Here is a 14,077-nt window from a genome sequence, read left to right on the forward strand (position 1 = left end):
CTTTTTAGCATCCGATAGCGATATAGCTACCGGGAAAGGCGCTCACTGTGGAGCCATGGCTAGCTTTTGTACCGTAATAAAATTTTTCTTTGCTAATTGCGTAAGCAAAAGCATTATCCACTGCTGCACCTTGCGCATCTGCATTCCCCGCTATTACGGCCAAAACTATATTAGGGAAAGCTATCGGAAAGGCTCTTTCTCCTGCCACTCCTCCTCCCGTAATCAAGCCCCATTGAAGTATCAGTCCGTTTGGAAGTTTCGTATAGCCGTTTTGAGCTTTAGAGCATTGAAACTCGCGTTCCATTATTAGTCTATCCCACTTTACGGGAGCTTTGACATGGTTCATATGTAATATAGATACCTCTCCGCCAATTCTCCAAATTACATCTTTCTCAGTGCGGTAGCTTACAACTTCTGCAAACGCCCAAGCAGTAGGAGGATTTGAGCCAACTGTTTCTACGTGCCAATATGTCCCATCTGGAATGCTTTGCCAAAAATCCCAAGAGCTATAGTCTCCTGCTGGTAAGAGTTTAACTAGAGTATCTTCTTTTTTGACAAATTGATTTTCGCTCTCTTGCTTGGTGTATGCGTCTATCGTGTCTACCACTCCGCTTTGCGCGTCTATCGAGCAAAGAATTCCCCACGCGCTATTAGCCTTATTGCGTATTTTTAAGAGATGTTTTTTGTTGTTGGACGTATCTAGCCATACCGTACCGGCTTGAGCCGACGCCGGTTCTAAATTCCCGGCGTTGCTGCTAGCTAACGCGGCTAAGATTTCGTTAGCCTGTCTCCTAAATTCTAGCCCTTGCAAATTTGCGCCTATTTCGTATTTGCTCGTTTGCATCAATATCCTTTCGCTATGTAATTAAATTCTCGCCTCACGGCCGTTCCTTTTTTATCTAAGATTTTTATCATAAATCCATCCTTGCTTTGGTTTGTTAAAACGGCATCGTCGCCGACTAACGCGTTTATTATCGTTATCTGCGCTTTAGGGGAGACGCTAAAATTATTTTTATAACTGATTAAAATATCGCCGCTCTCGTCGCTAAACGCCGAGCCGCTCTCTATAACGTCGGGCATATCTACTATTACGCTCCAGCTTCTTATAAGCGGCGTTACTAGCTCGTCGCGCGTAGTTAGCTTTAATCTAAATTTAAAAGCCTTGCCTACGTACCGCCCGTCTTTAAAGTCCCTAAACTCGTTAAAGCTTACCCCGTCTACGCTTGAAGAAATTTCTACCGCGACGTCGAACGCCCCGCCGTTTAGCCCGTCGATATTTTGGGACAAATCTACGTTATCCAGCAAATCGAAGTTAGAGTTTAAACTAAGCCCTATCGCGTCGAATGCGGAAGAAATATCGCAAAGCTTAGCGCCCGTTAAATTTATTATTTTATCGCTCTCGTAATAGCCCGTCTTGCTTAAAACTTTTCTACCCCCGCTATAATCTTCGTCGATATTTTCGTCTAAATCTACGTTCGGCAATAAATCGAAATGATAAAAAAGCGGTATATCGGTAGCCAAAGCGAGCGAATTCTCGAATAGCTGCACGCTATCTAAACGACCGCCCCAAGTAGGCGCGTCGATACGTTCTATGACGTTTTGCGGGGCAAGCGTTTCGTCTATTATCAAAACCGCGGCGTTTTTACTCTCGACCTTTAGCCCGTAGGCGTTTATATAAAAAGCTTTTATAAGATAAGTTCCGATCGAGCTTAAGAACGCTCTAGGAGCCGTCCCCGAGTAAACGCTATAAGCGGTTTCGAATTTTAAACCTTTTCGTATTTCGTAATTTTCGCCCGTATCGCGCCAAAAAGCCAAATTCTTATTATCTTCGTAGATACTATTAAAACCCTCTACGTCCGCTAACGGCGTAACGTTTAAATCTAAATTCGCCGCATCGCTTCTTATGCCGCTAGTATCGACCGCGATCACGCTTAATTTAGAGTTTAATTTAGTCTTAGGCATATCGAATCTATTTAAAGCCGTTTTTGCTACCGGCGCGCCGTCTTCGTAAATTTCGAATTCCTTAAAATCTAGCGGCAGTAAATAATCCCAGCTTAAAGCCCAAACGTCCCTTAGCTCGGCCGCTTTTAGATTCTCTACCGGTCCCGGCGGGTAAAGCTTGCCTAAAACCTTATAAATCTTACCCGCGCTATTGCCCGCGCCGTCTTTTACCGTTATTTCGTAGGTTTCGCCCTCTTTGGCTTCAAACTCGAACGCGCTATTAAAGACCTTTATCGTTCGTTCTTCGCTAGCGCTTTTGTAAGTTACGAAATAAAACAGCGAATTGCCGCTCCAAGCTAGAGCTAGCATAGTTTTTATATTTTTGGCCATATCGTATTTTAAATATTCGCTTATTCTTAGATTCCGCACGCCCAGCGACGAATAATTCGTAACGCTTATATTTTCCCTATCGTCGTAAATATCCTCGTTGTATTCTATCGCCGTAATATGGCGCGTAAATTCGCCCGAAGTAGCTATCTTTAAAATTCGGTATAATTTAGAAGCTTTATTAATCTCGCCGAATGCGTAATTATCGTATTTTTTAAAAACGCTTCCGTTTAAATTCAGCCTTAGTTTATTCGGGGCTAGGATTTCTAAAACCTCGAACTCTTTGATCTCGTTTACGTCGTTTTTGATTTGGATAGCGTATTTTACGCCGCCTACGGTATCTAAGTCTCTATCTAAAATAACGAAATCCGCGCCGCTGTCTTCTAGCAACCTACCGCTAAAGCCGTATTGGGGCGTATCATGGCTAACCTTGATAATATCACCGTATCTGCAAACTAAACTATCTTTGTCGGCTTCAAACTCTATTGTTTCGGTTAGATAGCGATTGCAATTTAAAGTAAAGCGTCCGTAAGCCCTAGCCTGAGCCTCGTCCGTGCAACCTACCAGCGTAACGGAGCTTTTATTACTTACGCGCGAATTATCGGCGGCTATTTGCCCGACCGAAACGACAGAAGGCTCATAATCTTTATTTTTGTCGTAATAAGTTATCTCGATAAAATTCGCCCTATCTACCAAAGGGAGGAAATTTTGCTTAAACGTATCGCTTAAGATATTTCCCATACCGAACAAAAAGCTTTGAGCGGGAATTAGCCCCGCTTTTTCTATTATTACGTCGAATTTAGAACCTGCTTGAAGCACGGACGCGCGACCTAGCAAGCTAACCGTATCGAGCGCTTTTCTAACGCTTAATTCGCTATCGAATACGATATTACATTTTAAGCTCTTTTCTTCGCAAAAATTAGCCCATTCGTTAAAACTAGGCATTATGCGCGAACTCTCCACGCCGCTATCTTCTAAAATCTTGCGACAGATGCGAGAAGGGTTATCGCTGTTTGCTGTTACGACCGCGCTAATTCTAGGCGCGCCGCCGTTTAGCTGATCGGTCGCTAACGCCCTAATAGCTAGAAGCGCGGTTTTAGGATAAATAAAATCGTCGCTTACGGTTTCGGTTACGTATTCTAAATAACAATCGCTTGCGTAACGGCTGCCGGTATTAGGCGCGGTTTCGAATTTAGCCCTGATGTTATATTTATTAGGCGGTAAATTATCCGCCTTAAAAACTCGCCTAAACGTGGAAGTCTGCGCGGCGGTTACTACCGCATAGGAAACACCAGTAGGCGGGTAGTCGGCTAGCATTTGCGCTCTAGCTTCTTTAGGCGTCCCCATGTATGTTTTGCCTCTAAATTCGTAAACCGTCCCAAGTTTTAGCCGATGTCTTCTAAAAGGGCTTATATCCGCGGGAACTACGTTTAAAGTTTGCCCCGTTATCGGCGTCCAGTTTTCGCCGTCGGCGGAGTATTCTACCTTCACGTTTACCGAATATCCGTCAAGCCCGCCGTTATCGTTAGCGTAATAAAGCCCGCGCGGGAAAACTAGCGTTACGGATAGGCTCGTTACGAAATTACCGTCCGTTTGAGCTAAAGAGTAAGATAAATCGGGGTTTAGCTTTTTGCCTATATTCTTATCGTAGCTCGTATCGTTAAAATTAGAGATTATATTTTGGTTATTAAGCCCGTTTCTAATCTCGTAGTTTACGCTTTTAAAATTCTCTATCGGCTCGTCGTTTATCTTAATCTCGCTCGCGCTTTTTATTTCGCCGTCGTTTAGCGCGTAAAGGCCGTTAAAATATTGTTTATCGCCCTCGCTGATTATATAAGAAGCGATTAGCGGCGGAGTTATTTTATGCGTCCCGAAAACCTTAGGCACTACTTGAGCCTGCATAGCTTGGTTGGTAGGCTTATTCCAGCCGTAGGTATTGGAGTTTTTAAAATCCATTCTATCAAAGCCAGGCATAGATGGTTTAGGCATAATAGCACTTAATAGCAAATTGCCAGCCACAGCGATACCAGCGGCTAGCGCATACGTTCCAAGCCCAGCGGCCATAGCTCCCGTTCCGCCTATGACGGTTCCTAACATGCCCGCAGCCGCATAAGGTGCAGCGATAGCTATCGCGATAGAAGCCACGATGCCTAGAATCTTCTTGCCGCCTCCGCCTCCGCCTTTAGGTACGATAGCGATATTTACTACGTCGCCGTTTTCAAGCTCGAAAAAGCCGCTTTGTATAACGCTATTTTTAGAAATTACGAGATCGTAAATTTCGTTATCGTATTTTAATTCCTTTAAAATTTCGTCGATATTTTTATATTCTCCGCTAGCTAGTATCATTCTATCTAAGGGATTTAAAACGTTATTGTAGGTTATTATTTTATTTTCGGTCATAATAGCCCTCTATCAGCTTTTCGTAATTAGCTAACCGTTCTACGATAGCGCCCGTTTGCGACGTGGTATGTAAAATATGCTCTTCGTCGATTAAATACCCGAAATGCGTTACTATTTTAGGGTGGTTCATATCGTAACGCAAAGCTACGCATACGCCTTTTTTCTTTTCTACTTTATGCCAATTTTTTGAGATTTCGTCTAAAAACTCGCTAAATACGAGTTTAGCCCTATCGTGCGGAGCGCGCGCCGGCGGTATGATTACGCCGCGCTCTATCTCGTAGCACTTTCTCACCAAAGCAAAGCAGTCCATTTCCTCAAACGGAGCGCCTATTAGATCCCTTATCGTCACTTCTTATACCCACCCGCAATTCCCAAGAATCCGCCGAAGCGCGCCGAATTATTCTTAGCCCTACAGCTAGCCAAGGTTTTATCACAACGAGTTTCTAGTCCGTTATATCCGCACTCCTCGCCTTTAAATTTAAATACACAATAATCCTTATACATCTTGCGCGGCGGATAGCTCATATTAAAGAGATTGCCCGCGCCCAAATTAAAGGTTACGGCCTTACTATCGGAGCTAAAATCGGTAAGCTCGAAAAACTCCTCAAGCACCGGCTCGCTTAAATCTTTGGTATTAATCACGTAAATTTTGGCTTTAATAGTAGAATTTTCCGCGCCGCGCGTTTTTACGTAGTTATCGTAAGAATTTATGTAATTTTGCATAGCTCGGCTAGTGTTATCTATGCTTAGATTAAATTGTGGTATTTCGCCCTTAGCCGTTTGGATTTCGCCTATACTAAAAGGAAACGCCACGAACTCTTCCCCTCTAAAGGTTATATTTTCGCTATTATTTACGATGCGCACAGTAGGTGTTTCTGGTATAAAAATTTCAAGTCCAACCAGTAAGACGCTGTCGGTAGCTAAGGCGTTTAAATCTTTTATCGTGCTTAGTTTCATATCTCTACTATCTCCACTTTTACCGCGCAGTGGTTTTGCATATTATCGTCGGCTTTTAAATCGTCCATCGCAAATACGCAAATTTTAGTTTCGTCCTCCAGCGGATAACGGAATTTAAAAGCCTTCCCTTGATTTTCTACGAAAAAATCTCTTAAAATTTTGAACTGCTCCGCGTTTAGGGCGGGGTAATTTAAACTATACGAGCTTTTAGGCTTAGTCCATTTTTTACGCGTTATCGTATAACCGCCCTCGCTTGAGCTTCTATGCGTAGGATTACGTAAGGTTCTAGATGAACCAACAACTACTGGTGGATAACTAGGATAAGTATTCACGCCAACAACCCCCTTAAAGTTTCGCGCGAGCCTAAAATGTTTTTACTCACGCCGTTTAAAACTAAAGATATGACCCATTCGCCGTCGTTTCGCCTTACCGTGGCGTTAGATACCTTTACGTCCTCTCTGGTTTGATTTATTACTTCTACTTTTACGTTATTTAAAGACGCTCCGACCCGCGCTTTTACGCCTAAGTCGCCGTTAGAAGTCCTTGTTAAAGGCATAATAGCCTCTGGACTACCGCCGTTTTTCTCGCCCATTACGCCGATGTCGGGAACGCCACCTTTGGCGAATTTAAAGAAAGTCGGCTTGCTTACGATTGAGTTTGCGTAGCTATGCAGATCGGGGCTATTAAATACACCGCCTTGTGCCGCTGGAGTAGCATTTAATACACTCGCAAATCCTCCAGCAGGCAAAGCCTGATGCTTTGGAGTAGCCTCTCCAGACATTCCTGGTAACATACTCGTAACCGAATTGATTAACGGCTGGATTATCATCATCTTTACTATTTGCCTATAAATTTGCCCTAAAATATCTTGCGCCAAATCGCCGAATTTCATAAAGCGATCGGAAGAATAATCGAAAAAATTACCCATCGCGTTTTCTAAGCTATTTAAGCCGCTATGCATAATCTGACCCCACGTCGAGGCGTCGAATATTTGTTTTTGATGTAGGGCGTTTTCTAAGAGCATCGCTTTATCGTAATATTCTTTGTTGATTTCGCCCTTTTTCAGCATAGCGTCGTATTGTTCTAAAGCGTGCGCGCGTTCTATTTCTATAAGTTCGATCCGTCTAGCCGTTTCGTCGCTTATTAGCTCCGTTTGGCGTTTAGCTAGATTAAATTCGCGGTCTTTTAGTTGCAAATATTCGTTAATGGCCTTGATTTGTTCTTGCTTGGTTTTTTCTTGCTCCGCCATCTTATTTTTTGTCTCTTCGGCGTCTATCTTTGCTAGTTCGTTTTTTCTATATTCCGCGATTTTATCTGGACTTACGCCGAGCGCCGTCCACTCTTGAGCTTTCCTTGCGACGTTATCTCTTTTTTTTTCGATTTCGCTCATTCCGCTTTGGGCTATCTCTAAAAGCGCTCTGTTTAGGGCGCTTATTTGCTCTTTCGTTTTGGTCGCTTGCGTGCCCGTATTTTTGACGCTCTGCCTAATCCCCTCGAATTTTTCGTTTATTTTCGGTGCGGCGTTTGCCATAGTGTCCTCGGCTATGTCTTTTAGCAGCCCTTTCATTGCGTCTTGGGTTAGGCTGATTTGCTCATCTAACTCTTTGCGGTGTTTCATAAGTCCGTCAGATATATTGGTAGAAATATCTATGCGCCCAAATCTAGTCTCGCCGCCCCACAGGGAAGCTATCGAGTTATACGCCTCCTCTGCTTCGGCGATCATAGAATTTAGCCCGTTAGATAGCGTGGTAGTAGCCGTGTCGATTGCTAACACTATCGCAGTAGGTATTGCGCTAAATACGTTATCTACGGCAAGCCCTAGCCAGATGACCGCCGTTCCCATAAGCTGAAAGCTACGATATACGTCAAGTCCAAACTCGACAATGTCGCTGCGGTTATCCTTTATCCAATCGGCTATTTTTTCTAAGCCCTGCGACATTCCGCCCGTCGCGCCCGCGGCTTCGTTAAACTCTGCCACCAAAAGCGACATTTCAGTCTTTATGTCAGTAAATGCCTTGCCGACGGTTACGGGCATTTGCGCAAAGTCGCTATCTATTCTACTCTTAACCTTCTCAAATGCATTACTTAGAGACTCGGCCGTTAGTTTACCCTCGCTGCCTAATTCGCGTAGTTTGCCGACGTTTACGCCCAAGCCCTCGGCCATATACCGCAAGAGCGTCGGGCTGGCCTCGGCGATAGAGTTAAACTCGTCGCCCCTTAGCGCGCCACTGCCCATAGCTTGACCGAATTGCTTTATAGCCGCCGCCGCTTCCTCTGCGCTAGCTCCGCCCAACTGTAAGGCTTTGGTGAAGCTCGATACCATGTTGTTGGTATCTTCGGTACTTTTGCCAATATTTTTAAGTGCGGGGGCTAATTTAACGTACAGGTCGGTAGTGTCTTTTATATCGGCGTGGGTTTCTCTTGCGATAGCGTGCATCGCTTTTTGTTGTGCCGCAAATTCCGCCATTGAGTCCGTCGCTTTTTTTAGGCGCGAGTTCATCAAGCTCATTTCGTCCGAAATTTGCACAAATTCGCGCACTATCATAGAGCCGGCGACTGCCGTCATAGCCGTTTTTAGCGTGGTAAATGCGCCGGATAGCTGCGAAGCCGATTTCTCGGCTTTTTTCGCTTCGTTTCCTATGCTATTTAAATCGCTTTTTAGCTTGTCCGCGCCCTCAAATTTGGCGCTAACGATCAAGCTAGCAACTTCGGTCATAATTCGCCCCCTTTTTAATCTAGGGTAAATTGTATATGAAATTTAATGGGGCGTTGGTTTTAGAAATTTGGGGTAAAATAATAAAATTTTTATTTTTAGGAGTTGCTATGAAAAAGATATTATTGTTGGCCTTAATGACCGTGTTGGTGCATGGAGAGTGTAGAAAATCTGAAAAAGTAGACAAAATGACAGACGAAACAATAATAAATTTTACTTGTAGCAATTCCTCCGAGACCGGGGCCATAGCTTTTATGGCAGACGAAAACGGAAAGCCGGATCTTCACCCCCAAAAAAACATCAGTAAGGCGGCTGGGGATGAATATAAAATTATATTTGTTGCGCCAAGCCCAATCCACATAGACAAGAAAGTCGGAAAGGCAAACGCTGGCAAAATAAAAATCAGAGTAGACAAAAATAAGGCGTATGAAACCCAAATTGCGCTCTCACAGCCAACTTCAGGGCTTTTGTTTTGGCTAACAAAAGAGCAAGTGGATGAATTAAAAACCGCAAAGACAGTTCTTGTTCAATACCGCGATTACTTACAACGAAGTGTTATTATTGAAATAGATATGTCTGGATTTGATAAATTTTTATAGATAGCAACGATGGATTAGATAGTATTTAGCCCCTTAGCTGGGGCTACTGCTTAAATTTATGAAGTATCGTTTTAAAACTTTTCGGGCTAAATTCGCCTTGATACGGCGCATAGGCTTGCTTGTCGTCGTTATTTATTTCGGTGGCGTAGATACGGCTTAAGCTACGTAAAACCGATACTTCCCACCAATTGAATTTATCGCCCGTTAGCTCGGTATAATTTTTAATATCGTTAAAATCTAAGGCTACCGCGCCAAAGCCGCTATTTTTGCAATATCCTAGCTCGTCAAGCGCGTGTAGTAGATGTCGTCCTTGGGTTACCAAAGGGAACTCGCGCTCGCTAATTTCCGTTTTAGTATAGTAGGCTAGCTGTCTAACGTATAGCGCGAGCTCGTCGCTTACTTTTTTAAAAAATTTCTCGCATTCTCCACAAAACGCTCGACTTGGTTAGCGATTAGCGGATAGGTTTCGTAAATTCTTTTAGCTTCATCGGGGCTGAATTTTAGCTCTTTGCCGTTTTCGCTAATACCGCTCCAATCTACCGTAAGCCCCGCCATAACCTCTAGCGTACTTTGTACGGCGCCTTTATTTTCTTTTACAGTATTCATAAATACCTCGCGCCCTTTTCTACTATGAAAGCTTAACACTTTGATCTTAATGTCAGTCGGTTTATTATTAAGATCTAGTATGGTTAGCTCGACGCCCGTTTCGCCCGCTGAAATATCGAAATTCTTTAAATCCATAACTTACACCCCCTTAGCCTCTATGATGTCGTCTAGGCGCGTTATTTTGATAGTTATCGGTACGCGCACGACGTCGTCCTTTGCGATAGATATGCCAGTTTTGGTATTTATGAACTCGCCCGTGATGTAGGTCGGGTTTTTATTCGCTCCCGTCGCAGGCTCGTCGCTACCCACGATGATAAATTGCTTTCGTAGTTTCTTGTTAAACATCTCGGTAAGCTCTTTTACGCCGTTATTTTGCCCCGCCGCATAAAATAGCTTTAATTCCGTCTCGCTATAACTTATAGCTCCCTGGGATACTGCCGTAGCGTCCTCGTCTATGCACTCGTATTCGTTGGTTTTACGAGTTTTGGTAAAGTCGCCCAAATCCTCTAAATACGCTATACGTTTTGCCGATGTTAGCGCCGTTTTTATTTTAGCCGCATCGCCCAAATCGACGCTAGTGTCGCAAATATAAAATTTAGTAAGCTGGCTATCTGTTACTTTTAGCTGCTCCGCCATTTTTACTCCTTATAAGATTTAAAATAAATAGAAACGGCCACGCCGTAGCGATCGCCGTCAATGCCTAAAATATTAACGCTCGTCGGAGCGGTAATAAAAACCTCATTTTCTAGCTTTACGCCTACTTTAAAAGCTTTTTCGTAAAGCTTCGCGCGCTCTAAAACGTCTTTGACGCCTTTACCCGCGGGGTAGTGTAAGGTTATCTGAAACACGCCGTCAATTTCCGCAATACTATCATCAATTACAGCAGCGCTTGGTTTGGCGGGTAAAAAATGTAGTTGTTGATAAGGCTTGCCGGCTTTTGGGCTAAACGTAGTATTTTCAATGTGCGTATCAATCGCAGGCGTAACCGCTAAAACTGCCTTTTCCAAAGCTTGACGAATTCTAAGCACGTGCCGCCCTTTTTACTATTTGCTTCCAGCGGATAGCGTTGCGCCTTACCATACCTTGCGGAGCTTTTACCTTACTCCACCCCTCGAATTCTATGCGAAAGGCGTAAGGCAAATTGTTTGTAAAATAAAAGGTTTTATCTAGCGCTAGCTGATTGCTTACGAAGCTATTAGCCCTATCTCCCGCCTCGTTTGCGGTCGCTTCTGTTGTCTGCTCACTAGCCGCACCGACGCTAGGAAACCAATTATTTTTTAGCCTACCCGTATCCACTGGCGTGTCGCTGATGATGTCTGAGGTTAGATCAATGACTGATTTTTTAAAGATTTTTAGCACTTTTTCTTGCGCCTTTGCACTAAAGTTCTCTATCTGCCTATCAATCATTTTGCAACTCCTATTAGCTGATGCAGCGCTACGTCCTCGCCGCCCCATACCGCGTCGTTGTATTTGATGGTATAGGAGCAGTGAGGAAACTCTATCACGTCGTTGTTTTGCGGCATAAAAGGTAAAGATTTGGCGGCTATCAAAATCACGTTATCGCCCTTGTTTAATAAGCTTTTTTCTATTAAATTTGAGTAGCTTTTCGCGCTATCGATATACGCCTTTACTTTGTATTCGCTTATTTGCTCGGTCATTCCGCCCGTTTCGGGGTCGTAAATTTGCCCGCTTTTGCGCTTATACGTGCCTACTTTGCCAAATTTTTCAAGCAGTTTAAACGCCGTGTTTTTGGCCTTTTCGTTTAGCATCGTTCTAGCCTCATTATCATTGCGTTTGCAGGTTTTAAAAACGGCTTTAAAAGGCTAGCCACGTAAGCGTATTTGGTGGCGGGGTCTGCGTTTTGCGCGTATTCCACCTCGATACTACCTACTTTTTCTTTGGTAGTTAGCCGCTCAATATCGCTCATCAGCTCGCCTGCGTTTGCCCTTATGGCCAGCTCGCACACGGCGGATTTAAACTTAGCAGGCATACCAAACGGCGAGCGAGGGAAGCTCAAAGCCTGATCGCTTTTTAATCTCTCGCCTTGCCATTTATCAAAATACACTGCTTCTAAATAATCCGTCGCCTTGATAATGGCCGCCTCTTTGTCCGCGCTGCCTAGCCCCACCCACGTTTGGTTGCCGCGTGCCGAAAAGTACTCATCGGCAAACTCGACCGAAACGTAAGCGTTGGCATTAGCTAGCCCCGTGCCGTCCTCTGGTATCATTGCCCTAGCTTCTCTTTTATCGCGGCTTTAGTGCCGTCCGCGTTAGTATATTCAACGCCCAGATACGCCGCTAGCAACTTCAATTCGCCCGCCTTTAATGTATCGAGCCTTGATATTAGCTCATCGTAATCGACTTCTTGCGTCGCGCCCTTTAAGGTCAAAGCGGGCGGGTCTTTTATGCCGTCGCCCTCGTCGAATTTAGCGTCGATGATTGTTAGCCCTCGCTCTTTAGCTAGGGCTTTAACGTCCTCGTTATACTGAAACGTCGGGAATTCTACATACCAAATTTTAGACATTTACCACCTCCTAGTTTTTAGCCGCGTCGCCTATTAGTAGCACGCCTGCGGTATCTTTATCGCTAGCTGCGATCTTGTCCCAGTTCGTGCCCGTGCCTAGTTTTGCGTTATCGGGGCTTTTGCCGCCGTTTGCCGTGCCCCAAGAATAGCCCTTGAGCGATAGCCCAAACGTGTAATCGGCTTGGTAAGTCGTTTCTATACGCTCTTTGCCGTTGTTGGTTTGGATATTTGTGATTAGATCGCCCGCATCGCTTACGATCGCGGCACCAGCCGTCAAGCCTAAAACGTAGTCTTTATTTGGCGTTCCCGCTTTATACAGCGCCGGCGCGTCGGTAACTACTACCCTGCGCCCTAAAATCTCAACGACAAGCACGTTTTCGGCTTTAAATAGCTGTGCGGCGTTTGCTAAATTTTGCCCAATTAGCTTGTGGAATACTGCGCCTCTCATTATATTAGCCGTTATGGCTGCGCTTCTATCGCCGAATTTAGCATACGCGTTGTTTAGGTTGGCCTGGTTTATGCCACCGCTCGCACTTACGTCGTTTACTGCTCCAGCGTTATTGCCGATAGCGCCTACGAGTGCGGAGATGGCCGTGTTTAGCATATCGCTTATCATCGCCTCGCTCATATTTCTTGAAATCACTTCAAGAGCTACGAACGGGTCTTTTTTTATCCACGTTAGCTGCCCCGGCTCAAATACCACGGGGCCAAATCCACCCGCTACTTTAACGGCATTATCTTGCTCTTGTCTTAGAGTCGTAGCTGTAGCTGTTGCGTTGGCCGCATATCTATCTACCCTGCGCTGAGCGGAGTGGATACCCCTAAAAAAGCTCTCTTGCATAAAATCGCCGTCTATGCCCTGTGCGTTTAGAATTATCGTACCGCCGCTAGCCTCGTTAAATTTCTCGATGTCTTGACTTAGCGTCTCGATCGTAGTGCCTGCTAGGTATTCGGAAAATACCTTCATATCGCTTAGTGCCATATTTTCATTCCTTTAAATTAAATTTCTCTTTTATCGCGGCTATTCGCTCCTCGCGAGTGCCGCCCCATTTAGCGCCGATATTTACGTTACCGCCGCCTCCGCTAGCTCCTCCGCCTTGACCCTGAGGCGCTGCTATAAAAGCTTTACCGTCTTTTTGCGCCCACTCGCTCACAAATTCGCTTATAGGCTTATCCGCGATATACGCCTTTAGCTCGCCCTTGTCGTCTTTTAAGCTAGCATTGCCACGTAAAAGAGCTTTGGCTGCTTCTAAAAACTCCGTCTTTACGCCCGCTTTTGCGAGATTATCGCTTAGCCCTGCGTCGATTAGATACTTATTTAGCGATCCGTTAGCGTTGGCTAGATCGGCGTTTAGCTTTTTTGTATCGGTATCGTATTTTTTGATGAGCTTGTCGTTCTCTGCTTTTAGCTCGTCATATTTAGCTTCAAGCTCGGCGTATTTTTCGGCTTCTACCGCGTCACTATTTTTAGCTTTTAGCTTTTTTACCTCGCTTAAAAGCTCTTTGTTTTTAGCGCTCATTGCTTCTTTTTCTGCTTGCAAATCACCGACTTGCTTTTTTAGCTCCTCAATATCCATCCTATCCTCCACGAGAGTTAAATTAAGGCACGGCCTTTGATAGAATAGTAACTTAAATTTTAAAGCGGTTTGGTTTGGTAAAAATATTCTGAAAAAGACCAAATTTGGACAATCCTGCAGGATTTGCAAATTTTGTCATTTTCGCAGGATTTTTTTGAGAGCACGAAAAACAAAAAAGTCAAGAGTAAAATTGACATCAAAAACGATGTATAAAATAAATTTCTTGCGCCGATAAGGATGTAAATTTATAATTTTGCAGTGAGAATATAGTATAATAAGAGTATCAGAGCGATAATGCCTCAGTGGGTCAGAGGAGAAGGCGTAAGCCTCGTTATGATTGGGTTCAACTCCCTTTTATCGCTTTGTATCTTTTT

At 44.2% G+C, this 14,077-nt stretch carries 17 protein-coding genes; 1 reads left to right on the forward strand and 16 read right to left on the reverse strand.

Annotated features, from left to right (window positions below):
* Positions 1-4 precede the first annotated feature (4 nt).
* Genes CYP64_RS01485 through CYP64_RS01510 form a run of 6 tightly spaced genes read right to left on the reverse strand, consistent with a single transcriptional unit; the run spans position 5 to position 8,401 of the window.
* Positions 5-844: a gp53-like domain-containing protein gene (locus CYP64_RS01485; protein ID WP_103648401.1), complete on the reverse strand. Its 840-nt coding sequence runs from the start codon at positions 842-844 to the stop codon at positions 5-7.
* Entirely contained in the window at positions 844-4,728 is a 3,885-nt protein-coding gene (gene gpJ, locus CYP64_RS01490; protein ID WP_103648402.1) for a TipJ family phage tail tip protein, read from the reverse strand. The genes CYP64_RS01485 and gpJ overlap by 1 nt, the downstream gene beginning before the upstream one ends.
* A complete protein-coding gene (locus CYP64_RS01495; protein WP_141091140.1) occupies positions 4,715-5,077 on the reverse strand; it encodes a hypothetical protein in 363 nt (120 codons plus the stop codon). The genes gpJ and CYP64_RS01495 overlap by 14 nt, the downstream gene beginning before the upstream one ends.
* Positions 5,074-5,685 (reverse strand): DUF1833 family protein, encoded by a 612-nt coding sequence (locus tag CYP64_RS01500; protein WP_103648404.1) that lies wholly within the window; start codon positions 5,683-5,685, stop codon positions 5,074-5,076. The genes CYP64_RS01495 and CYP64_RS01500 overlap by 4 nt, the downstream gene beginning before the upstream one ends.
* A complete protein-coding gene (locus CYP64_RS01505; RefSeq protein WP_103648405.1) occupies positions 5,682-6,017 on the reverse strand; it encodes a DUF2460 domain-containing protein in 336 nt (111 codons plus the stop codon). The genes CYP64_RS01500 and CYP64_RS01505 overlap by 4 nt, the downstream gene beginning before the upstream one ends.
* Complete coding sequence (locus CYP64_RS01510; protein ID WP_103648406.1) at positions 6,014-8,401, reverse strand: tape measure protein; 2,388 nt, start codon at positions 8,399-8,401, stop codon at positions 6,014-6,016. Before CYP64_RS01510 ends, CYP64_RS01505 begins: the two co-directional genes overlap by 4 nt.
* Before the next feature lie 35 nt (positions 8,402-8,436).
* Here CYP64_RS01510 and CYP64_RS01515 point away from each other — a divergent pair, with 35 nt between their 5' ends.
* Entirely contained in the window at positions 8,437-8,997 is a 561-nt protein-coding gene (locus CYP64_RS01515; RefSeq protein ID WP_103648407.1) for an invasion associated locus B family protein, read from the forward strand.
* 43 nt (positions 8,998-9,040) lie between these two features.
* On the opposite strand, the gene CYP64_RS01520 is transcribed toward CYP64_RS01515, so the two are convergent.
* The 10 genes from CYP64_RS01520 to CYP64_RS01565 all read right to left on the reverse strand — a co-directional run bounded on the left by CYP64_RS01520 (position 9,041) and on the right by CYP64_RS01565 (position 13,703).
* Positions 9,041-9,319 carry a hypothetical protein gene (locus tag CYP64_RS01520; protein ID WP_103648408.1) on the reverse strand — a complete coding sequence of 93 codons (279 nt, stop codon included), beginning with the start codon at positions 9,317-9,319 and terminating at the stop codon, positions 9,041-9,043.
* Between the two features lie 74 nt (positions 9,320-9,393).
* Positions 9,394-9,738, reverse strand: a complete 345-nt coding sequence (locus tag CYP64_RS01525) for a hypothetical protein (RefSeq protein ID WP_103648409.1) — start codon at positions 9,736-9,738, stop codon at positions 9,394-9,396.
* A 3-nt stretch (positions 9,739-9,741) separates the two neighbouring features.
* The gene (locus CYP64_RS01530; protein WP_103648410.1) at positions 9,742-10,239 is read right to left on the reverse strand and encodes a hypothetical protein; all 498 of its coding nucleotides are present in this window, start codon (positions 10,237-10,239) and stop codon (positions 9,742-9,744) included.
* Positions 10,240-10,241: 2 nt separating this feature from the next.
* On the reverse strand, positions 10,242-10,631 hold the full coding sequence (locus tag CYP64_RS01535; RefSeq protein WP_103648411.1) for a phage tail terminator-like protein: 390 nt from the start codon (positions 10,629-10,631) through the stop codon (positions 10,242-10,244).
* Positions 10,624-11,010 carry an HK97 gp10 family phage protein gene (locus tag CYP64_RS01540; RefSeq protein WP_103648412.1) on the reverse strand — a complete coding sequence of 129 codons (387 nt, stop codon included), beginning with the start codon at positions 11,008-11,010 and terminating at the stop codon, positions 10,624-10,626. Before CYP64_RS01540 ends, CYP64_RS01535 begins: the two co-directional genes overlap by 8 nt.
* The gene (locus CYP64_RS01545; RefSeq protein WP_103648413.1) at positions 11,007-11,372 is read right to left on the reverse strand and encodes a hypothetical protein; all 366 of its coding nucleotides are present in this window, start codon (positions 11,370-11,372) and stop codon (positions 11,007-11,009) included. Before CYP64_RS01545 ends, CYP64_RS01540 begins: the two co-directional genes overlap by 4 nt.
* Positions 11,366-11,830 (reverse strand): DnaT-like ssDNA-binding protein, encoded by a 465-nt coding sequence (locus CYP64_RS01550; protein ID WP_103648414.1) that lies wholly within the window; start codon positions 11,828-11,830, stop codon positions 11,366-11,368. The genes CYP64_RS01545 and CYP64_RS01550 overlap by 7 nt, the downstream gene beginning before the upstream one ends.
* Positions 11,827-12,126, reverse strand: a complete 300-nt coding sequence (locus CYP64_RS01555) for a hypothetical protein (protein WP_103648415.1) — start codon at positions 12,124-12,126, stop codon at positions 11,827-11,829. Before CYP64_RS01555 ends, CYP64_RS01550 begins: the two co-directional genes overlap by 4 nt.
* A 10-nt stretch (positions 12,127-12,136) precedes the next feature.
* Positions 12,137-13,108 carry a major capsid protein gene (locus CYP64_RS01560; RefSeq protein ID WP_103648416.1) on the reverse strand — a complete coding sequence of 324 codons (972 nt, stop codon included), beginning with the start codon at positions 13,106-13,108 and terminating at the stop codon, positions 12,137-12,139.
* 4 nt (positions 13,109-13,112) lie between these two features.
* The gene (locus CYP64_RS01565) at positions 13,113-13,703 is read right to left on the reverse strand and encodes a hypothetical protein (protein ID WP_103648417.1); all 591 of its coding nucleotides are present in this window, start codon (positions 13,701-13,703) and stop codon (positions 13,113-13,115) included.
* Positions 13,704-14,077: the final 374 nt, after the last annotated feature.

The sequence above is a fragment of the Campylobacter concisus genome, from assembly GCF_002913945.1.
Taxonomy (GTDB): Bacteria; Campylobacterota; Campylobacteria; order Campylobacterales; family Campylobacteraceae; genus Campylobacter_A; species Campylobacter_A concisus_P.

Excerpts from the sequence above, each read along its gene's own strand:
- CYP64_RS01565 (WP_103648417.1), bottom strand. The coding sequence starts at position 13,703 with ATGGATATTGAGGAGCTAAAAAAGCAAGTCGGTGATTTGCAAGCAGAA.
- CYP64_RS01560 (WP_103648416.1), bottom strand. The coding sequence starts at position 13,108 with ATGGCACTAAGCGATATGAAGGTATTTTCCGAATACCTAGCAGGCACT.
- CYP64_RS01510 (WP_103648406.1), bottom strand. The coding sequence starts at position 8,401 with ATGACCGAAGTTGCTAGCTTGATCGTTAGCGCCAAATTTGAGGGCGCG.
- CYP64_RS01485 (WP_103648401.1), bottom strand. The coding sequence starts at position 844 with ATGCAAACGAGCAAATACGAAATAGGCGCAAATTTGCAAGGGCTAGAA.
- CYP64_RS01525 (WP_103648409.1), bottom strand. The coding sequence starts at position 9,738 with ATGGATTTAAAGAATTTCGATATTTCAGCGGGCGAAACGGGCGTCGAG.
- gpJ (WP_103648402.1), bottom strand. The coding sequence starts at position 4,728 with ATGACCGAAAATAAAATAATAACCTACAATAACGTTTTAAATCCCTTA.
- CYP64_RS01550 (WP_103648414.1), bottom strand. The coding sequence starts at position 11,830 with ATGATACCAGAGGACGGCACGGGGCTAGCTAATGCCAACGCTTACGTT.
- CYP64_RS01540 (WP_103648412.1), bottom strand. The coding sequence starts at position 11,010 with ATGATTGATAGGCAGATAGAGAACTTTAGTGCAAAGGCGCAAGAAAAA.
- CYP64_RS01515 (WP_103648407.1), top strand. The coding sequence starts at position 8,437 with ATGAAATTTAATGGGGCGTTGGTTTTAGAAATTTGGGGTAAAATAATA.
- CYP64_RS01530 (WP_103648410.1), bottom strand. The coding sequence starts at position 10,239 with ATGGCGGAGCAGCTAAAAGTAACAGATAGCCAGCTTACTAAATTTTAT.
- CYP64_RS01555 (WP_103648415.1), bottom strand. The coding sequence starts at position 12,126 with ATGTCTAAAATTTGGTATGTAGAATTCCCGACGTTTCAGTATAACGAG.
- CYP64_RS01500 (WP_103648404.1), bottom strand. The coding sequence starts at position 5,685 with ATGAAACTAAGCACGATAAAAGATTTAAACGCCTTAGCTACCGACAGC.
- CYP64_RS01545 (WP_103648413.1), bottom strand. The coding sequence starts at position 11,372 with ATGCTAAACGAAAAGGCCAAAAACACGGCGTTTAAACTGCTTGAAAAA.